Raw genomic sequence first — 20169 nt, 5'->3', positions numbered from 1 at the left:
GGCGCTCACTCCTGGATCTGCACGACCTGGATCACGTCGCGGCGGTTGGTCGGCTTGCCGCCGAACAGGTTGACGGCGGAGTTGCTGCCGCCGGAACAGCCGTTGCCGAAGCTGAAGCCACAGCCGGAACGCTCGGCGAAGGCATCGGAAAGCGCTTCCTCGCGGTGCGCGCTGGGGATCACGAAGCGATCCTCGTAGTTGGCGATGGCCAGGTAGCGGTACATCTCCTCCACCTGCTCCACGCTCAACCCGACCTTGGCCAGCACCTCCAGGTCCTGGCGGCCTTCGACGTGCTCGGCGCGCTTGTAGGCGCGCATCGCCAGCAGGCGCTTGAGCGCCAGCAGCACCGGCGCGGTGTCGCCGGCGGTGAGCAGGTTGGCCAGGTACTGCACGGGGATGCGCAGCGACTCGACGTCCGGGATCACCCCGTCGCTGCCGATGTGCCCCTCGGCGGCGGCGTTCTGGATCGGCGACAGCGGCGGCACGTACCAGACCATCGGCAGCGTGCGGTATTCCGGGTGCAGCGGCAGGGCCAGCTTCCAGTCCATCGCCAGCTTGTACACCGGCGACTTCTGCGCCGCCTCGATGACGCTGTCGGCCACCCCATCCTTGCGCGCCTGGGCGATCACCGCCGGGTCGAACGGATCGAGGAAGATCTCCAGTTGCTTCTCGTACAGCTCGCGCTCGTTCTCGCAACTGGCCACTTCGTGGATACGGTCGGCGTCGTAGAGCAGCACGCCGAGGTAGCGGATGCGCCCGACGCAGGTCTCCGAGCAGACGGTGGGCTGGCCGGCCTCGATGCGCGGGTAGCAGAAGATGCACTTCTCGGACTTGCCGCTCTTCCAGTTGAAGTAGATCTTCTTGTACGGGCAGCCGGAGATGCACATCCGCCAGCCGCGGCACTTGTCCTGGTCGATCAGGACGATGCCGTCCTCCTCGCGCTTGTAGATCGCCCCGCTCGGGCAGGACGCCACGCACGCCGGGTTCAGGCAGTGCTCGCAGAGGCGCGGCAGGTACATCATGAAGGTGTTCTCGTACTCACCGTAGATGTCCGCCTGGACCTGGTCGAAGTTCTTGTCCTTGCGCCGCTTGGCGAACTCGGTGCCGAGGATCTCCTCCCAGTTCGGGCCCCACTCGATCTTCTCCATGCGCTGCCCGGAGACCAGCGAGCGCGGGCGCGCCACCGGCTGGTGCTCGGCCTTGGGCGCGGTATGCAGGTGCTGGTAGTCGAAGTCGAACGGTTCGTAGTAGTCGTCGATCTCGGGCAGGTCCGGGTTGGCGAAGATGTTCGCCAGCACGCGGAACTTGCCGCCGATGCGCGGGCGGATCGAACCGTCTGCCGCGCGCACCCAGCCGCCCTTCCACTTCTCCTGGTTTTCCCATTCCTTCGGGTAGCCGATCCCGGGCTTGGTCTCGACGTTGTTGAACCAGGCGTACTCCATGCCTTCGCGGCTGGTCCAGACGTTCTTGCAGGTGATCGAGCAGGTGTGGCAACCGATGCATTTGTCGAGGTTCAGCACCATGCCGACTTGCGAACGAATTTTCATGGCGTCTCTCCTCAAATGTCCTGGGGCAGCGGTTGCGGCAGGGCGTCGCCGCCGAGTCCGCCGTGGCGGGGTTCGTCCAGCCAGTCGACCTTGCTCATCTTGCGCACCACGACGAACTCGTCGCGGTTGCAGCCGACCGTGCCGTAGTAGTTGAAGCCCCAGGCCTGCTGGGCGTAGCCGCCGATCATGTGGGTCGGCTTGAGCACCACGCGGGTCACCGAGTTGTGGTGGCCGCCACGGGTGCCGGTGGTCTCGCTGCCGGGTACGTTCACGATGCGTTCCTGGGCGTGGTACATCATCACCATGCCGTCCTTGACCCGCTGGCTGACCACCGCGCGGCAGGTCGCCGCGCCGTTGGCGTTGAACACCTCGACCCAGTCGTTATCGACGATCCCGGCCTTGGCCGCGTCGTGCTCGCTGAGCCAGATGATCGGACCGCCGCGCGACAGGGTGAGCATCAGCAGGTTGTCGCTGTAGGTGGAGTGGATGCCCCATTTCTGGTGCGGGGTGATCCAGTTCAGGGTGATCTCCGGGTTGCCGTTGGGCTTCCTGTTCAACAGTTTCTCGGTGGTCCGGGTGTTGACCGGCGGCCGGTAGCTGACGAAGCCTTCGCCGAACGCCTGCATCCACGGGTGATCCTGGTAGAACTGCTGGCGACCGGTGATGGTGCGCCACGGGATCAGCTCGTGGACGTTGGTGTAGCCGGCGTTGTAGCTGACGTGCTCGTCCTCGAGGCCGGACCAGGTCGGGCTGGAGATGATCTTGCGCGGCTGCACCTGGATGTCGCGGAAGCGGATCTTCTCGTCTTCCTTGGGCAGCGCCAGGTGGGCGTGCTCGCGGCCGGTGATCTTCGACAGCGCTTCCCAGGCCTTGACCGCGACCTGGCCGTTGGTTTCCGGAGCCAGGGCGAGGACCACCTCGGCGGCGTCGATGGCGCTGTCGATACGCGGCCGGCCCTGGCTGACGCCGCTCTCGACCACGCGATGGTTGAGGTCGCCGACCAGCTTCACTTCCTTCTCGGTGTTCCAGCCGATGCCCTTGCCGCCGTTGCCCAGCTTGTCCAGCAGCGGACCGAGCGAGGTGAACTTGCGGTAGACGTTCGGGTAGTCGCGCTCGACCAGGTGCAGCGTCGGCAGGTTGCGTCCCGGCACCGGCTCGCACTCGCCCTTCTTCCAGTCATGGCCGTCGCCGCCGAACGGCTGCGCCAGCTCGGTGGGGGTGTCATGCAGCAGCGGCACCGTGACCAGGTCCTGCTCCACGCCGAGGTGGCCTTCGGCGACGGCGGAGAACTTCTTGGCGATGGCCTTGTAGATCTCCCAGTCGCTCTTGGCTTCCCAGGCCGGATCGGTGGCCGCCGACAGCGGATGGATGAAGGGGTGCATGTCGGAGGTGTTGAGGTCGTCCTTCTCGTACCAGGTAGCGGTCGGCAGGACGATGTCCGAGTACATGCAGGTGGAGGACATGCGGAAGTCCAGGGTGGTGACCAGGTCGAGCTTGCCCTCGGCACCGTCGTCGACCCAGTCGACCTCGGTGGGACGCGGACCGCCGGCCTTGCCGAGGTCATCGTTCATCACCCCGTTCTTCGCCCCGAGCAGGTACTTGAGCATGTACTCGTGCCCCTTGCCGGAGGAGCCCAGCAGGTTGGAGCGCCAGATGAACATGTTGCGCGGGAAGTTCTGCGGATCGTCCGGCGATTCGCTGGCGAAGCGCAGGCCGCCGCTCTTCAGTTCGCGCACCACATAGTCGGCGACCGGCAGGCCGGCGGCCTCGGCCTCGGCGGCGATGCGCAGCGGGTTGCGGTTCAGTTGCGGCGCCGACGGCAGCCAGCCGAGGCGTTCGGCCTGGATGTTGTAGTCCAGGGCGTGTTCGGCGAAGCGGCTGGCGTCGGCCAGCGGCGACAGCACCTCGTGCATCGACAGCTTCTCGTGGCGCCATTGCGAGCTGTGCAGGTAGAAGAAGCTGGTGCCGTTCATCTGCCGCGGCGGCCGGCTCCAGTCCAGGCCGAAGGCCAGCGGCGCCCAGCCGGTCTGCGGGCGCAGCTTCTCCTGGCCGACATAGTGCGCCCAGCCGCCGCCGCTCTGGCCGATGCAGCCGCACATCATCAGCATGTTGATGACCGCGCGGTAGTTCATGTCCATGTGGTACCAGTGGTTCATCGCCGCGCCGATGATCACCATCGCCTTGCCGCGGGTCTTGTCGGCGCTGTCGGCGAACTCGCGGGCGACCTGCGTCGCGCGCGCCGCCGGGACGCCGGTGATGCGCTCCTGCCAGGCCGGGGTATAGGGCGTGTCGGCGTCCTCGTAGGAGGTCGCCACGTTGTCGCCGCCCAGGCCGCGGTCGATGCTGTAGTTGGCCATCTGCAGGTCATAGACGGTGGCCACCCGCAGGCGCTTGCCGTCCGCCGCGACGATCTCGCGGAACGGCACCCGGCGCAGCAGTACCTCGTCGTTGGCGACGCCCTTGAAGTGCGGGTGCTCCTGCCCGGCGAAGTACGGGAAGGCCACCTCGCAGGCATGTTCCGGGCCATCGAGCAGCGACAGTTGCAGGCGCGTCTGGTCACCGCTCCTGCCGTCCAGCTCGGCGATGTTCCACTTGCCCGACTCGCCCCAGCGGTAGCCGATGGCGCCGGTGGGCGAGACCAGCCCGCCGCTGCGCTCGTCGTAGGCGATGGTCTTCCACTCGGGGTTGTTGTCCTGGCCGAGGTTGTCCGCCAGGTCGGCGGCGCGCAGGTAGCGGGTCGGCTTGAACGCGCCGCCGGCGTGTTCTTCCAGCAACACCAGCATCGGCATGTCGGTGTACTGGCGGCAGTAGTCGACGAAGTAGGCGCTCGGCCGGTCGAGGTGGAACTCCTTCAGGATCACGTGACCGAAGGCCATGCCCAGCGCGGCGTCGGTGCCCTGCTTGGGGTTGAGCCAGAGGTCGGTGAGCTTGGCCACCTCGGAATAGTCCGGGGTGATGGAGACGGTCTTGGTGCCCTTGTAGCGCACCTCGGTGAAGAAGTGCGCGTCCGGGGTCCGCGTCTGCGGCACGTTGGAGCCCCAGGCGATGATGTAGCTGGAGTTGTACCAGTCGGCCGACTCCGGCACGTCGGTCTGCTCGCCCCAGATCTGCGGGCTGGCCGGCGGCAGGTCGCAGTACCAGTCGTAGAAGCTCAGGCAGACCCCGCCGATCAGCGACAGGTAGCGGGCGCCGGCGGCGTAGCTGACCATCGACATGGCCGGGATCGGCGAGAAGCCGATCACCCGGTCCGGACCGTAGGTCTTGGCGGTGTAGACGTTGGCCGCGGCGATGATCTCGGTGACCTCGTCCCAGCTGGAACGGACGAAGCCGCCCAGGCCGCGCTGGCTCTTGTAGCTCTTCGCCTTGGCGGCGTCCTCGACGATGCTGGCCCAGGCGTTCACCGGGTCGCCGTGCTGCGCCCGCGCCTCGCGCCAGAGCTTGAGCAACGGCTTGCGCACCTTCGGGTACTTCAGGCGGTTGGCGCTGTAGATGTACCAGGAATAGCTGGCCCCGCGCGGGCAGCCGCGCGGCTCGTGGTTGGGCAGGTCCGGACGGGTGCGCGGGTAGTCGGTCTGCTGGGTTTCCCAGGTGATCAGGCCGTTCTTCACGTAGATCTTCCAGGAGCAGGAGCCGGTGCAGTTCACCCCGTGGGTGGAGCGCACGATCTTGTCGTGCTGCCAGCGCTGCCGGTAGGCACCTTCCCAGGCGCGGCTCTCGTTGCTGGTCTCGCCGTGGCCATCGGCGAATTCGCCCTGCTTCTTCTTGAAGAACTGCAGGCGGTCGAGCAGGTGACTCATCTTGATCTCCTCACCCGGTCTGTGCCGGGCGTTACAACGCTAATCAGGGGTTGCCGCGGGCTGCTGCCGACGGACTCAACAGGGACTCTCCGCACCCTTGCGCGCGTACCACCACCAGGTGGCGACGATGCAGCTCAGGTAGTAGGCGATGAACACGTAGAGGGCGCCCTCGGCGCTGCCGGTCATGTGCAGCGAGGTGCCGAACGCCTTCGGGATGAAGAACCCGCCGAAGGCGCCGATGGCGGCGGAGAAGCCGATCACCGCGGCCGACTCCATGCTCGCGTTGCGCGCCGCGCCGGCTTCGTCGGCCTGGCCGTCGCGCACCCGCCGGACCCACTCGTTGCGGAAGATCACCGGGATCATGCGGAAGGTTGAGCCGTTGCCGATGCCGGCGAAGAAGAACAGCAGGATGAAGGCGCCAAGGAAGCCGAAGAATTTGCCCTGGCCGCCGTCGCCCGGCAGGAAGGCGATCACCGCGAACACCCCGCCGATCATCAGCGCGTAGTTCCACAGGGTGATCCGCGCGCCGCCGAACTTGTCCGCCAGCCAGCCGCCCAGGGGCCGGCTGAGGGCGCCCACCAGCGGACCGAGGAAGGCGTATTGCAGCGGGTTGACGTCGGGGAACTGGGTCTTGCTGAGCATCGCGAAGCCGGCCGAGAAGCCGATGAACGAGCCGAAGGTGGCCACGTACAGCCAGCACATCAGCCAGTTGTGCTTGCGCTTGAAGATCACCGCCTGGTCGCGGAACGAGGCCTTGGCGTCGGCGATGTCGTTCATCCCGAACCAGGCCGCGACCGATACCACGGCGATGAACGGCACCCAGATCCAGCCGGCGTTCTGCAGCCACAGGCGACCGCCGTCGCCGAGCTGCTGCGGCTCGCCGCCGAAGGCGCCGAACAGGCCGCCGGCCACCGCCAGCGGCACGGCGAACTGCATCACCGAGACGCCGAGGTTGCCGAGCCCGGCATTCAGGCCGAGGGCGGTGCCCTGCTGGCTCTTCGGATAGAAGAAGCTGATATTGGACATGCTCGAGGCGAAGTTGCCGCCGCCGAAGCCGCAGAGCAGCGCGATCAGGGCGAACACCCAGTACGGGGTGCTCGGATCCTGCACGGCGAAGCCCAGCCAGATGCACGGGATCAGCATCGAGGCGGTGCTCAGGGCGGTCCAGCGACGACCGCCGAAGATCGGCACCATGAACGAATAGAACACCCGCAGGGTGGCGCCGGAGATCGACGGCAGCGCCGCGAGCAGGAACAGCTGGTCGTTGCTGAAGGCGAAGCCGGCGCTGTTCAGGCGCACAGTCACCGTGCTCCAGATCATCCACACGGCGAAGGCGAGCAGCAGCGCGGGGATCGAGATCCACAGGTTGCGGCTGGCGATGCGCTTGCCGTTGCGCGCCCAGAACTCGGGGTCCTCGGGGCGCCAGTCGAGCAGCAGCGGTCCCCGTGCGGCTTTCAGTTGGGTATTGGCGATCATGCCCATGACGGCATTCCTCAGGAGTGGGTGGGAAGGGTGGGAGGAAGGTCGACGTCGGCCGAGGCGGCCTGGCCGTCGATGCGGCGTTGCTGCTTGATCGCGTAGTGCATCCAGACCATGCAGACCACGGTCAGGCCGAACAGCAACATGAAGCAGGAGGAGCGCACGCCGATGTGGTCGGCGGCGTAGCCGAACAGGATCGGCAGGCAGAAGCCGCCGAGGCCGCCGATCACCCCGACCATGCCGCCGACGGTGCCCATGTTGCTCGGGTAGTAGTCGTGGATGATCCGGTACACGCTGGCCTTGCCGAAGCCCTGGGCAATGCCGACGACGAACACCAGGAAGGTGAACAGCCAGACGTTCAGGCCGATGCCCAGGCTGAGGTCGCCCTGGATGCCGTGGATGGTCATGGTGGTCTGCGGGTAGGAGAGGAAGAACAGGCACACCAGGCAGACCCAGAACACGCCCCAGTTCACCGAGCGCGCGCCGTAGTGGTCGCTGAACCAGCCACCGAGGGCGCGGATCAGGCCGGACGGCAGGGTGAACAGCATGGTGATGAAGGACGCGGTCTTCAGGTCCAGGCCGTATTCGGCGATGTAGTACTTCGGCAGCCACAGGGCCAGGGCGACGAAGCCGCCGAAGACGAAGAAGTAGTACAGGCCGAAGCGCCAGACGCGCAGCTCGGCGAGCGGCGCCAGTTGCTTGGCCAGGGTCGGCCGCTGGCTGGCCTCGGCGGCGCCCTTGAGGTGCGCCGGATCGGTCCAGGTGAACAGCCAGAACAGCACGGCGGTGACCAGCATGGCCACCGAGTAGACCTGCGGCACCATGCGCCAGCCGAAGGCGACCACGATCATCGGCGCCACCAGGTTGGTGATCGCCGCGCCGGCATTGCCAGCACCGAAGATGCCCATCGCGGTGCCCTGGCGCTCCTTCTCGAACCAGGCCGAGGTGTAGGCGATGCCGACCGCGAAGGAGCCGCCGGCCAGGCCGACGAACAGGCCGAGCACCAGGTAGTGCCAGTACTGGCTGGCGAAGGCCAGGCCGTAGATCGGGATGGCCACCAGCAGCATGTGGATGAAGAACACGATGCGGCCGCCGAAGCGGTCGGTGATCAGGCCCAGCGGCAGGCGCACCAGGGAGCCGGTGAGGATCGGCAGGGCGACCATCAGGCCGAACTGGGATTCGCTCAGGCCGAGCTCGTCCTTGATGCGGATGCCGATGATCGAAAACATCGTCCACACGGCGAAATTCACCGCGAAGGACAAGGTACTCATGCCGAGGACGGAGTACTGTTTCTGACGTAGGGAAGCCATGGCTAAACTCTCTGCACGGACAGCGTTCAGCGAGAGCCTAGGGAAGGTGTTCCTATGCAAATTTGATAGGAATCAATGAAATACCGGCCGTTCCGTGCCTAGATGCGCGCCCCTACCTCGAAAGAGGTACGGCTGAAATTATTGCGCAACTCACTGTTTTAAAAGGCTTTTCTCATGAACAAGGCGACCGCGCCGGACGCTGACCAGCGGGACAGATTCTTTGGAGGTAGTGACAGGGCCGGAAAGCCGATCCTGCGCCGCTCCCTGGTAGTCCGCTTCGGCTGCTACCTCACCCTGCTGGTATCGCTGGCGCTGATCGGGATGTTCAGCGCCCTGCTCTTCGCCGACTACACGCACCAGGACGCCGCGGTGATCAACCACGCCGGCTCGTTGCGCATGCTCACCTACCGGGTCGCCCTGGAGCCCAGCCTGGAAGGCCGCCAGGCGCTGCTCGGGACCCTCGGCGAACGCCTCGACAGCGGCGACATCCGCCGCCTGCTGCAACGCCAGGACGCCGACGACCCGATCCGCCAGTTGCACCAGGAGCTGCGCGAGGGCCTCGCGCGCCTGGACCCGCGCGCGCTGCCCGGACGCGCCGTGCTGGACGCCTACGTCGGCGACATCGACCGTTTCGTCGGCATCCTCCAGGCCAAGGCCGAGCGCCGCTCGCAACTGCTCAGCACGGTGCAGGGCCTGTGCCTGTTCCTCAGCCTGCTGGTGGTGTTCGTCACCCTCTACGACCTCAGCTATCACGTCATCGGCCCGCTGCGCGAACTCACCAGCACCGCCCGCCGCCTGGGCCGCGGCGAGCTGGACGCGCGGGTCACCTACAGCGGCGAGGACGAACTGGCGCAACTGGGCGAGCGCTTCAACCAGATGGCCGGCGAGCTGAAGAGCATCTACGGCGACCTGGAAGAGCGCGTGGAGGACAAGACCCGCGCCCTCTCGCAGAGCCACCAGCGCCTCGAACTGCTCTACGCCAGCGCCCGCCGGCTGGGCGAGAACCCCTACGACAGCCGCACCCTGCAACCGCTGCTGAACCAGTTGGAGAAAGTGCTCGACGCCGGCCGCGTGACCCTCTGCCTGAACAAGGACGGGGTCGAGCGCGCCTACAGTTCGCTGACCACCACCGAGCGCCCGGCGGACTTCTGCCTGCAGGGCGACTGCGGTAGCTGCCGCGAGCAGGCCAGCGCCTGCGACCAACCCTCGTCCCTGGCCCAGCCATTGCTGATGCAGCCCTTGTCCATCGCCGGCCACCGTTTCGGCGAACTGTTCATCGAAAGCCGCAGCGGCCGCCTGGAGAACTGGCAGCAGCAACTGATCGAGACCTTCTGCGACAACATCGCCCGCACCTTCGCCCTGTCCCTGCAACAGGAACAGGAAAGCCGCCTGGCCCTGTTCGCCGAGCGCGGCACCATCGCCCGCGAACTGCACGACTCGCTGGCACAGTCGCTGTCCTACCTGAAGATCCAGGTCAGCCGCCTGGGCACCCTGCTCAAGCGCGAGGCGCCGGCGGAGAAGATCGAGGACACCCTCGACGAACTGCGCGAAGGCCTCAACGGCGCCTACCGGCAACTGCGCGAACTGCTCACCACCTTCCGCCTCAGCCTCGACGAGCCGAGCCTGGAAGCCGCGCTGGGGAACGCCGTGGCCGAGTTCGGCGAGCGCGGCGAGGTGACGATCGAACTGGACAACCGCCTGCAACACGTGCCGCTGAGCCCCAACGAGGAAATCCACGTCCTGCAGATCGTCCGCGAGGCGCTCTCCAACGTGGTTCGCCATTCGCAGGCGCAACGGGCCTGGGTGCGCCTGAGCAGCCAGGCCGACGGCCAGGTGAGCATCGCCGTCGAGGACGATGGCGTCGGCTTTGATCCGCAGCAGAACCGCAGCGGCCATTATGGGCTTACCATCATGCAGGAGCGCGGCCAGACCCTCGGCAGCCAGTTGCGCTTCGAAGCGCGCGCACCTCACGGCACGCGAGTGCTCTTCAGCTTCGTGCCGACCGCCCTGCAACCCTCCGCCGCCAAGGAGCCGACCCCATGACGGACATGCCAGCCACCGCCGACGAACCGGTTCGCCTGCTGCTGGTGGACGACCATCCGATGATGCGCAAGGGCGTCGCCCAGTTGCTCGAACTGGAAGACGACCTCAGCGTGGTCGGCGAGGCCGGCAGCGGCGAGGAAGCCCTGCGCCTGGCCGCCGAGCTGGACCCGGACATGATCCTGCTGGACCTGAACATGAAGGGCATGAACGGCCTGGACACCCTGCGCGCGTTGCGCGAGGCCGGAGTCGACGCGCGCATCGTGGTGTTCACCGTGTCCGACGACAAGGGCGACGTGGTCAACGTCCTGCGCGCCGGCGCCGACGGCTACCTGCTCAAGGACATGGAGCCGGAGCGCCTGCTCGAGCACATCCGCCAGGCCGCCACCGGACAGATGACCCTCAGCCCGCAGTTGACCCAGATCCTCGCCCAGGCCCTGCGGGGCGACGACCGCTCGAAGAGCCTCGACGAGCTGACCGAGCGCGAACGGCAGATCCTCCGCCAGATCGCCCACGGCTACAGCAACAAGATGATCGCGCGAAAGCTGGACATCACCGAAGGCACGGTGAAGGTCCATGTCAAGCGGGTGCTGCACAAGCTCGGCATGCGTTCGCGGGTCGAGGCCGCGGTGTGGGCGGTGGAGAACGACCTGGTGTGAGCCGCGCGCGGGCTTGATTCCGGTCAAGAAATCCACCGCGGCGCTGCGTCGATACTGGCGGCTTCCTTCCACGAGGCGCCCGTCATGATGTTCGAACGCAGCCCCGACGATCCCCTTCCCCTGGTCTACGCCTGCTCCGGCTGCTCCAACGTGGCGCAACTGGCCAACGATCTCGCGCTGCGCCTGGATCGCGCCCGGCTGGCGGAGATGTCCTGCATCGCCGGAGTCGGCGGCGACGTCCCGCTGCTGGTCCGCCGGGCCCGCTCCGGGCGACCGATCCTGGCCCTCGACGGTTGCCCGCTGCATTGCGTGAAAGGCTGCCTGGCGCGCCACGAGGTAGTCCCGACCCTGCACCTGACCCTCAGCGAACACGGCCTGAAGAAGCGCTACGGCGAGGACTGCGAGGCGCAGGACGCCGAGCGCCTGTTCGTCGAGCTGGAGCGTCTGCTGACGCCGGGCGGCAAGCGCCGCTGCGAATGACGGCGAGGCCGGGGGCGGCGGCTATCCCCAGCCTGCCGAAACCCGCATCCCCGACTTTCGGCCTCCCTTGCGCATATCGCGGCGCCTCCGCCGCGTAAGCGTGCCCGTACCGCCTGCGATACGCAGCAGTGCGCTAGGATGTCCCCTCGGCTTCGAAGAAAGGACATTTCAATGCTGATCGGTGCGCTGCTGGTCCTCACCTGGGTCATCCTCCTCGTCCGATACCCGGCCAAGGCCCTGCCGGTCTCCCTGGCGGCTCTCGCCGGGCTGGGCCTGGTGGCGGCCTGGGTGATCTGGCAGGACAACGACGAAAGCCGCCACCTGCAACGCCAGGAACTGCGCCTGAGCTATGCGCCGGAACGCTGTCCGGTGGACCGGCCGCTGGCGGTCGAACTGAAGAACGGCAGCGACCGTCCGTTGCTGGAGCTACGCTGGAGGATCGCCGCCTACCGCCCCGGCGACAGCGTCAACCTGGCCGACACCAGCTTCGACAGCCCGCGCTACCGGGCGCCGAACGCCCTGCTCGGCGGCGACAGCTGGCACGATTGCCTGCCGCTGCCGCCGCTGCGTCCGGGCTATCGCGCCAGCACCCTGGAATTCCGCGCCGAACGCCTGGACGGGCGTTTCGGCAACTGACCGAGGGAGGACCCGATGGAAACCCGCCGTCTGTTCGACCAGGGCTCCGCTGCCTACGCCAGCGCCCGCCCGCGTTATCCCGATGCGCTCTACCGCCATCTCGCCGGGCTCTGCGGCCAGCGCCGGCACGCCTGGGACTGCGCCACCGGTACCGGCCAGGCCGCGCTCGGCCTGGCGCAGTACTTCGGCGAAGTCCTCGCCAGCGACACCAGCACGCAGCAGATCGAACACGCCGTTGTCCATCCGGGTATCCGCTACAGCGTGCAGGACGCCGAAGCCACCGACTATCCCGACGCCGCCTTCGACCTGGTCTGCGTAGCCCAGGCCTGGCACTGGTTCGACCATTCGCGCTTCAACCGCGAGCTGCTGCGCGTGCTGCGTCCCGGCGGCGTGTTCGCCGCCTGGGGCTACGGCTGGTTCAGCATCGACGCGCAGATCGATGCCGCCATCGACGAGGAATACCTGCGCCCGATCGGCCCGTACTGGGCGCAACAGAACCGCCTGCTGTGGAACGCCTACCGGGATGTCGAGCTGCCGCTGGGCGAACTCCCCGCGCCGGCCTTCGTCATCGAGCAACAATGGAGCCTGGCCCGGTTGTTCGACTACATGGCCACCTGGTCGGCCAGCCGCCTGTGCCGCGAGGCGCAGGGCAACGCTTTCGTGCGCCAGGCCCTGCAACGGGTCGCCGCGCTCTGGGGCAAGCCGACCTCGACACGCAGGGTTCGCATGCCGCTGGCGCTACGGATCGCGCGCAAGGACGCCTGACCGAGCCTTCGAGCGGTTTTCCGCGGCCGGCGAATCCAGTACGGTAGGCCGCCCTCCTTCCAACTCCCAGCCAAGGAACGCTGCCCATGAGCCAACCCGTCGCCTTCGTCACCGGCTGCTCCAGCGGCATCGGCCGCGCCCTCGCCGACGCCTTCCAGCGCGCCGGCTACCGGGTCTGGGCCAGCGCGCGCAAGGAGGACGACGTGCGTGCCCTGGCCGAGGCCGGCTTCCAGGCGGTGCAACTGGACGTCAACGACGCCGCCGCGCTGGCCCGTCTGGCCGAGGAACTGGGAGTCGAAGCCGCCGGCCTCGACGTGCTGGTCAACAACGCCGGCTACGGCGCCATGGGTCCGCTGCTGGACGGCGGCGTCGAAGCCATGCGCCGGCAGTTCGAGACCAACGTGTTCGCCGTGGTCGGCGTGACCCGCGCGCTGTTCCCGCTACTGAGGCGCAAGTCCGGCCTGGTGGTGAACGTCGGCAGCGTCTCCGGCGTGCTGGTCACGCCCTTCGCCGGCGCCTACTGCGCCTCCAAGGCCGCGGTGCATGCGCTGAGCGATGCCCTGCGCCTGGAGCTGGCACCGTTCGGCGTCGAGGTGCTGGAAGTGCAGCCGGGCGCCATCGCCTCGAACTTCGGCGCCAGCGCCAGCCGCGAGATGGACAGCGTGGTCGACGAACGCTCGCCCTGGTGGCCGTTGCGCCGGCAGATCCAGGCGCGCGCCGCGGCATCCCAGGACAATCCCACGTCCGCCGAAGACTTCGCCCGCCAGTTGCTAGCCGCCGTGCAGCGCCGTCCGCGCCCGCCGCTAGTGCGCATCGGCAATGGCAGCCGGGCCCTGCCGGCGCTGGCCCGCTGGCTACCGCGCGGCCTGCTGGAGCGGCTGCTGAAGAAGCGCTTCGGCCTCGACACGCGCCTCTGAAACCGCCAGGAGATACCGCCATGGGCGACCGCCTTGCCGTACCCATCCGCTACTACGCCCTGGCCGGGATCGCCGCGGCGATCCTGCTCAACGTGCTGCTGCGCGGGGTGGTCCGCTTCGGCGGCCTGCCGGCCAGCCTGCTGATCGCCGCGCTGGTCGCCGGCGGCCTGGCCTGGTGGTTCGCCCGCGCGCAGCGGCGCTGGCCGACCTGGGGCGAGCGCTTGCGCCTGGTCGCCCTGTATGGCGGAGTGCTCGGGGTCCTTTACCTGCTGCTGGTCGGCCTCGCCTCGCTGAAAGGCGATCCAAGCCCGGCGGCACTGCTCATCGTGGTGCTGCACTACCTGTGCTATCCGGCGCTGTTGCTGGTGTTCTTCTCCGGCAGGGTCTATGGATTCTTCCTGCGCTGACAGGTGAGGCTGCCTCAACGAATTCTTCACATTCTCTTCAGCTCGGCTTGACCCGCCCTCGCCTAGTGTTGGCCACCCACCGCACGAGGCCGACATGCACCGTTCACCGCTCGCCTGGCTCCGCCTGCTCCTCGCCGCCGTGCTCGGCGCCTTCCTGCTCGGCGGCCCGCTGCATGCCGCCGAGACTGCCGCCACGCGTTCGCCAGCCTGGGCGCAAGCGGTCGACCCGTCGATCAACCTCTACCGCATGAGCCCCACCCTCTATCGCAGCGCGCTGCCCAACGCACAGAGCGTCGCGCTGCTGCAACGCCTGCAGGTGAAGACGGTGGTCAGCTTCATCAAGGACGACGACCGCGCCTGGCTGGGCCAGGCTCCGGTGCGGGTGCTCAGCCTGCCGACCCACGCCGACCGGGTCGACGACGCCGAGGTGCTCAGCGTCCTCCGCCAGTTGCAGGCCGCCGAGCGTGAAGGCCCGGTACTGATGCACTGCAAGCACGGCAACAACCGCACCGGACTGTTCGCCGCCATGTACCGCATCGTCGTGCAGGGCTGGGACAAGCAGGCCGCGCTGGAGGAAATGCAGCACGGCGGTTTCGGCGACGAGGACGACATGCGCGACGCCAGCGCCTATGTGCGCGGCGCCGACGTCGACGGCCTGCGCCTGGCGATGGCCAACGGCGAATGCAGCCCGTCGCGCTTCGCCGTCTGCCATGTGCGCGAGTGGATGGCCCAGGCGCTCGACCGGCCGTAAACACGCGCAGGGCCGAAAGGCTTGGTCCCGTCACGCAAGTTTGGCACCCTTGGGACTCGCCGCCGCACGCGGCGGCCCACTTCGACAGCCGCGACGAGACTCCCATGAGCGATGCCCCGACCTCCCCGCGCTTCAGCGCCGCCACCAGCACCCGCCTGCTCGACCATGCGCAACTGGAGGCGCTCTGCGCCGACTATGACGGCTTCCTTCTCGATCTCTGGGGCGTAGTGATGGACGGCGCCGAGGCGTTCCCCGGCGCCCTTGCCTGGCTCGCCCGGCGGCACGCCGAAGGCCGCCCGGTCTGGTTCCTCAGCAACTCGTCCAGCAGCGTGGCGGAAATGAGCGCCGGGCTCGAGCGCCTGGGCATCCGGCGCGACTGGTTCGCCGGCATCACCACGTCCGGCCAGTTGACCATCGACGCCCTGCTGCAAACCGCCGAATACCGGCGTGGCGGTATCTACCTGGCCGGCGTCGGCCTGGCCCAGCAGAGCTGGCCGGCGGAAATCCGCGAGCGCTTCGTCGAGGACATCGCCCAGGCGGCGCTGATCGTCGGCGTCGGCAGCTTTCCCCAGGATGAACTGGAACAGCGCTTCGCGCCCCTGCGCGGCGCCACCGACCTACCGTTCCTCTGCGCCAACCCGGACCGCGTGGTGGTTTCCGGCGGCCGCACGGTATACGGCGCGGGCATGCTCGCCGAGCTGTTCAGCGAGGAAGGCGGCCAGGTCAGCTGGTACGGCAAGCCCGACCCGGCGGCCTTCCGCATCGCCCAGCGGCAACTGGAAGCGCGCGGCGCGCGGCACATCCTGTTCGTCGGCGACTCGCTGGTGACCGACGTCCCCGGCGCCCTCGCCGCGCGCATCGATACGCTCTGGCTGGGCGCCACCGGCATCCACCGCGAAGCCCTGGGCGCCGAGTTCAACGGAGCACTCGACGAGGAGCGGGTCAGGTCGCTGCTGCACGGCTATCCGATCCGACCGCACTTTGCCGCGCCAGGGCTGGTCTGACCCTCAAAGGTCGGAAAAAGGATGCACGCATGCACTGGCTGGACTACCTGCAATGGCCCGCCATGCTGGTCACGGTGGTGGCCGCCTGGCTGGTGGCGTCGGCGCATCGGCGAAGACGCAAGGTCGGCTTCTGGGTGTTCCTCGCCAGCAACCTGCTGTGGATCGCCTGGGGCCTGTACGCCCAGGCCTATGCGCTGATCCTGCTGCAGGTCTGCCTGGCGGCGATGAACCTGCGCGGCACCCATCGCAACGAAGCGCCACAGGACAGCGCCTGATGGCCGCCAACGAAAACGCCCGCCATGACGGCGGGCGCTCGCTTTGCGAAGGCTGCGCTCAGTGCGCCCCCTCGCTTTTCTCCAGCGGCTGGCCGGCGTAGATACGACGCACCAGCGGGCCGATGGAAAGCCCCTGGAGCAGGATCGATACCAGCACCACGATGTAGGTCAGGCTGAGGATCAGGTCGCGCTCCGGCCCCAACGGCAGGGACAGCGCCAGCGCCACCGAGACGCCGCCGCGCAGCCCACCCCAGACCAGGATGCGGATGGTGCCCGCCGGTACCTGCCGGTTGGCGCCACGGAAACGGCGCAGGACCAGGATCGCCGGGCCCACCGTGAGCAGGCGCGAGACCAGCACCGCGCCGCCTAGGGCGAAGGCCGCCGCCACGTGCAGCCAGGAGAACGGCAACAGCAGCAGCTCCAGGCCGATCAGGGCGAACAGCAGGGCGTTGAGGATCTCGTCGATCAGTTCCCAGAACTTGTCCACGTAGCGCCGGGTCTCGTCCGACATCGCGTAGTGGCGTCCGTGGTTGCCGATGATCAGCCCGGCCACCACCATCGCGATCGGCGCCGATACGTGCAGGCGCGCGGCCAGCGCGGCACCGCCGATGACCAGGGCGAGGGTCAGCATGACCTCCACCTGGTACTGGTCGATGCCGCGCATCATCACGAACACGCCGTAGCCGAGCACCGCACCGAAGACCACGCCGCCGATGGCTTCCTGGACGAAGAGGATCGCCGTGGCGCTGACCGTGGGCGCCTCGCCGAGCTGGAGGATGCCGAGGATGATGGCGAACACCACCACCGCGGTGCCGTCGTTGAACAGCGACTCGCCGACGATGGTGGTCGCCAGCGGTTTCGGCGCGCCGGCGGACTTGAGGATGCCGAGCACGGCAATGGGGTCGGTCGGCGAGATCAGCGCGCCGAACAGCAGGCAGTAGATGAAATCCACCTGCCAGCCGAACAGCGGGAAGGTGTAGTAGGCCAGGCCACCGATGACGAAGGTGGCGATCAGCACCCCGGCGGTGGCCAGCAGGCCGATCGGCCACTTGTAGCTGCGCAGGTCAGAGAGGTCGACGTGCAGTGCGCCGGCGAACAGCAGCGCGGGCAGGAACCAGGTCATCAGCACTTCGGAGAAGTCGATGCGGCGGATGATTTCCTGCATCTCCACCTCGAGGATCGGATAGCCCAGTTCCGACAGCCCCTGGACGATCAGCGAGAACACCAGCGCCGTGGCCATCACGCCGATGGTCGGCGGCAGGCGGATGAAGCGGTAGTTCACGTAGGTGAGCAAGGTGGTCAAGGCAATGAATGCCGCGACGAGATCGAGCATGACGCGGGGTACTCCCTTAGCAGAAGGTAAAACACCTACCCCAAAAGGCCGATCCGTGAACCGTGGGGTGCGAATGTCTGGAAAAGCCCGAGAAAATTTCGGAACCCGCATCATAACCGCAGAAAAGCCCTGGACGTCCAGCGCACCGATACGGTGCATGGCGCGCCGCCGACGCGGCAGCACCATTATCGACCGCTTCCCCGGGAAAATTTCTTCGTTCACCGCCAGCCCAGGCGAGACGGCGGCTGCGGCCGCTTGCCCAGGCCCGGTCATGGCACAAGCATGGCCGTTTCGTTGAACCTCCGCGAACGACGAACGGTCAACCCTTTCAGGGTCGGGAATTCGGTGCCCATCCGAAGCCTTTGATTTCCGGCCTGTTTCCGCGCTTCGACGAAGCGCCCGACAGCGTAGCCAACGCTCATTCCGAAGGGAGTCCCGACCATGGTGAAAACCTGTGGCAAGGCCCTGCTCGGCCTCTGCGCCGCAGCCGCCGTACTGGCCTTGCTGATCCACTGGATCACCCCCGCGACCATCCTCCACTACCGCGAGGACCTGCTGTTCTACTTGCAGGCCCACCTGGTGCTGGTCTTCAGTTCGATGGCGGCCGCCCTGCTGGTCGGCGTGCCGGCCGGCATCCTGCTCAGCCGTCCCGGCATGCAGGCCCAGGCCGAACGCCTGATGCAGGTGTTCAACGTCGGCAACACCATCCCGCCGCTGGCGGTGCTGGCCATCGCCCTGGCGATCATCGGCATCGGCAACGGCCCGGCAATCCTCGCCCTGTTCCTCGCCTCGCTGCTGCCGATCGTGCGCAACACCTACGAGGGCCTGCGCAATGTCTCGCCGGCGCTGAAGGAAGCCGCCACCGGCATCGGCATGACGCCCAACCAGGTGCTGCTGCGGGTGGAACTGCCGAACGCGGTGCCGATCATCGTCGGCGGCGTGCGCGTGGCCCTGGCGCTGAACGTCGGCTCCGCGCCGCTGGCGTTCCTGATCGGCGCCAACAGCCTGGGCAGCCTGATCTTCCCCGGCATCTACCTGAACAACCACCAGCAACTGCTGCTCGGCGCCGCCTGCACGGCGCTCCTCGCCCTGCTGCTGGACGCCCTGGTGGTGCTGTTCAGCCGCATGTTCCTGGAACGCGGCCTGACCGCCAAGGAGGCCTGATGAACCGACTGATCCGCTCACTCTGCCTGGCCTGCGCCGGCCTGTTCGCCGCCGGCCTGGCGCAGGCGGAAACCCTGCGCATCGGCGGCAAGACCTTCACCGAGCAGCGCATCCTCACCGCCATCACCGCGCAGTTCCTGCAGAAGCGCGGCTACGACGTGACGGTCACCACCGGCCTGGGCAGCACCCTGGCCCGCGCCGCCCAGGAAAGCGGCCAACTGGATATCGTCTGGGAGTACACCGGCTCGTCGCTGATCGTCTACAACCACATCGACGAGAAGCTCGACGCCGCGGCTTCCTACCGCCGGGTCAAGCAACTCGACGAAGCCCAGGGCCTGGTCTGGCTGAAGCCGACCCGCTTCAACAACACCTATGCCCTGGCCATGCCCGAGGAACAGGCCGAGCGCCTGGGCATCCAGAGCGTCAGCGATCTCGCGCGGGTGCTCGCCGAACAGCAGGAGGCCGAGCCCGGGAGCACCCACCTGTTCGCCATGGACCCGGAGTTCGCCGGCCGCCCCGACGGCCTCGGCCCCATGAGCGAGCTGTACGGCCTGCACTTCACCCGCAACGACATCCGCCAGATGGACGCCGGGCTGGTCTACACCGCGCTGAAGAACCGCCAGGTGTTCCTCGGCCTCGTCTACACCACCGACGGCCGCCTGAAGGATTTCAAGCTGCGCGTGCTGAAGGACGACAAGCAGTACTTCCCCTTCTACAACGCCGCCCCGGTGGTGCGTAAGGAGGTCATGCAGCGCCATCCGGAGTTCGCCACGCTGTTCGATCCGATCATCGAGCGGCTCGACGACGCCACCATGCAGGCGCTCAACGCGCGGGTCGATATCGAGCAGCAGACGCCACAGAAGGTCGCCGCCGACTTCCTCCGCGAACACCACCTGCTCGACGACGGCCAGGCCGGCCAGGGAGGTAGCCAGTAATGGACTTCTTCAGCGTGCTTTCCCATCTCGACTGGTCCCAGGTCGGCCAGCTCACCCTCCAGCACCTGCTGCTGGTACTGGTCGCCGTAGGCCTGGCGATCCTCGTCGGCGTGCCGCTGGGCGTGCTGATGACCCGCTTCACGTGGCTGGCCGGCCCGTTGCAGGGCGCCGCCACGGTGATGCTGACCATCCCCTCGATCGCCCTGTTCGGCCTGCTGATGCCGGTCTACTCGGTATTCGGCCAGGGCCTCGGGCCGCTGCCGGCGATCACCGCGGTGTTCCTCTATTCGCTGCTGCCGATCCTGCGCAACACCTACCTCGCCCTGACCGGCGTCGAAGCGGGCATCCGCGAGGCCGGCAAGGGCATCGGCATGACCTTCTGGCAACGCCTGCGGATGGTCGACATTCCCCTCGCGGTGCCGGTGATCCTCGCCGGCGTACGCACCGCCGTGGTGATGAACATCGGCGTGATGACCATCGCCGCGGTGATCGGCGCCGGCGGCCTGGGCGTGCTGATCCTCACTTCCATCAGCCAGAGCAACATGCCGATGCTGGTGGTCGGCGCGGTACTGGTCAGCCTCCTGGCCATCGCCGCCGACCTGCTGCTGCAATGGCTGCAACGCATCCTCACCCCCAAGGGACTGCGCGCCAGCGCGCACTGACAGGAGCC

At 67.7% G+C, this 20169-nt stretch carries 18 protein-coding genes; 13 read left to right on the top strand and 5 right to left on the bottom strand.

Annotated elements, in window-relative coordinates:
• Window positions 1–5: 5 nt before the first annotated feature.
• The 4 genes from narH to FHW81_RS01990 all read right to left on the bottom strand — a co-directional run bounded on the left by narH (window position 6) and on the right by FHW81_RS01990 (window position 8133).
• On the bottom strand, window positions 6–1547 hold the full coding sequence (gene narH, locus FHW81_RS02005) for a nitrate reductase subunit beta (RefSeq protein ID WP_003092958.1): 1542 nt from the start codon (window positions 1545–1547) through the stop codon (window positions 6–8).
• An 11-nt stretch (window positions 1548–1558) separates the two neighbouring features.
• Entirely contained in the window at window positions 1559–5344 is a 3786-nt protein-coding gene (locus FHW81_RS02000; RefSeq protein ID WP_003105302.1) for a nitrate reductase subunit alpha, read from the bottom strand.
• 75 nt (window positions 5345–5419) lie between these two features.
• On the bottom strand, window positions 5420–6826 hold the full coding sequence (gene narK2, locus FHW81_RS01995; RefSeq protein WP_030048638.1) for a nitrate/nitrite transporter NarK2: 1407 nt from the start codon (window positions 6824–6826) through the stop codon (window positions 5420–5422).
• A gap of 11 nt (window positions 6827–6837) precedes the next feature.
• Window positions 6838–8133, bottom strand: coding sequence for a nitrate/nitrite transporter (locus FHW81_RS01990; protein WP_003105298.1), 1296 nt, complete (start codon window positions 8131–8133; stop codon window positions 6838–6840).
• A gap of 174 nt (window positions 8134–8307) precedes the next feature.
• On the opposite strand from FHW81_RS01990, the gene narX reads away from it, so the two are divergent.
• From narX to FHW81_RS01940, 10 genes are all read left to right on the top strand, one after another.
• On the top strand, window positions 8308–10176 hold the full coding sequence (gene narX, locus FHW81_RS01985; RefSeq protein ID WP_003105296.1) for a two-component system sensor histidine kinase NarX: 1869 nt from the start codon (window positions 8308–8310) through the stop codon (window positions 10174–10176).
• Complete coding sequence (gene narL / locus FHW81_RS01980; RefSeq protein ID WP_003092968.1) at window positions 10173–10832, top strand: two-component system response regulator NarL; 660 nt, start codon at window positions 10173–10175, stop codon at window positions 10830–10832. The genes narX and narL overlap by 4 nt, the downstream gene beginning before the upstream one ends.
• An 84-nt stretch (window positions 10833–10916) precedes the next feature.
• The gene (gene anvM, locus FHW81_RS01975; protein WP_003092971.1) at window positions 10917–11312 is read left to right on the top strand and encodes an anaerobic/virulence modulator AnvM; all 396 of its coding nucleotides are present in this window, start codon (window positions 10917–10919) and stop codon (window positions 11310–11312) included.
• A 171-nt stretch (window positions 11313–11483) separates the two neighbouring features.
• On the top strand, window positions 11484–11948 hold the full coding sequence (locus FHW81_RS01970) for a hypothetical protein (RefSeq protein ID WP_003092973.1): 465 nt from the start codon (window positions 11484–11486) through the stop codon (window positions 11946–11948).
• A 15-nt stretch (window positions 11949–11963) separates the two neighbouring features.
• Complete coding sequence (locus FHW81_RS01965; protein ID WP_106120607.1) at window positions 11964–12713, top strand: class I SAM-dependent methyltransferase; 750 nt, start codon at window positions 11964–11966, stop codon at window positions 12711–12713.
• An 86-nt stretch (window positions 12714–12799) separates the two neighbouring features.
• The gene (locus tag FHW81_RS01960; protein WP_003113772.1) at window positions 12800–13630 is read left to right on the top strand and encodes an SDR family oxidoreductase; all 831 of its coding nucleotides are present in this window, start codon (window positions 12800–12802) and stop codon (window positions 13628–13630) included.
• Window positions 13631–13650: 20 nt separating this feature from the next.
• A complete protein-coding gene (locus FHW81_RS01955) occupies window positions 13651–14037 on the top strand; it encodes a hypothetical protein (RefSeq protein ID WP_003113771.1) in 387 nt (128 codons plus the stop codon).
• A 94-nt stretch (window positions 14038–14131) separates the two neighbouring features.
• A complete protein-coding gene (gene tpbA / locus FHW81_RS01950; RefSeq protein ID WP_003105672.1) occupies window positions 14132–14788 on the top strand; it encodes a tyrosine phosphatase TpbA in 657 nt (218 codons plus the stop codon).
• A gap of 104 nt (window positions 14789–14892) precedes the next feature.
• Window positions 14893–15792 (top strand): TIGR01459 family HAD-type hydrolase, encoded by a 900-nt coding sequence (locus tag FHW81_RS01945; protein WP_003118288.1) that lies wholly within the window; start codon window positions 14893–14895, stop codon window positions 15790–15792.
• 29 nt (window positions 15793–15821) lie between these two features.
• Window positions 15822–16067, top strand: a complete 246-nt coding sequence (locus tag FHW81_RS01940) for a YgjV family protein (protein WP_003092978.1) — start codon at window positions 15822–15824, stop codon at window positions 16065–16067.
• A 58-nt stretch (window positions 16068–16125) separates the two neighbouring features.
• On the opposite strand, the gene FHW81_RS01935 is transcribed toward FHW81_RS01940, so the two are convergent.
• Complete coding sequence (locus FHW81_RS01935; RefSeq protein ID WP_003105667.1) at window positions 16126–17400, bottom strand: cation:proton antiporter; 1275 nt, start codon at window positions 17398–17400, stop codon at window positions 16126–16128.
• Between the two features lie 441 nt (window positions 17401–17841).
• Between FHW81_RS01935 and FHW81_RS01930 the strand changes: the two genes are divergently transcribed.
• Genes FHW81_RS01930 through FHW81_RS01920 form a run of 3 tightly spaced genes read left to right on the top strand, consistent with a single transcriptional unit; the run spans window position 17842 to window position 20161 of the window.
• Window positions 17842–18564, top strand: coding sequence for an ABC transporter permease (locus FHW81_RS01930; RefSeq protein ID WP_003092982.1), 723 nt, complete (start codon window positions 17842–17844; stop codon window positions 18562–18564).
• Window positions 18564–19499, top strand: a complete 936-nt coding sequence (locus FHW81_RS01925) for a glycine betaine ABC transporter substrate-binding protein (protein WP_003118286.1) — start codon at window positions 18564–18566, stop codon at window positions 19497–19499. Before FHW81_RS01930 ends, FHW81_RS01925 begins: the two co-directional genes overlap by 1 nt.
• Complete coding sequence (locus FHW81_RS01920; RefSeq protein ID WP_003119254.1) at window positions 19499–20161, top strand: ABC transporter permease; 663 nt, start codon at window positions 19499–19501, stop codon at window positions 20159–20161. The genes FHW81_RS01925 and FHW81_RS01920 overlap by 1 nt, the downstream gene beginning before the upstream one ends.
• The last annotated feature ends 8 nt before the right edge of the window (window positions 20162–20169 follow it).

Source organism: Pseudomonas sp. RC10-4-2 (genome assembly GCF_050433085.1).
In the GTDB taxonomy this organism is placed as follows: domain Bacteria; phylum Pseudomonadota; class Gammaproteobacteria; order Pseudomonadales; family Pseudomonadaceae; genus Pseudomonas; species Pseudomonas aeruginosa.
The sequence above is the reverse complement of the archived record's forward strand: the minus strand, read 5'-3'. Positions and strand labels throughout refer to the sequence as shown.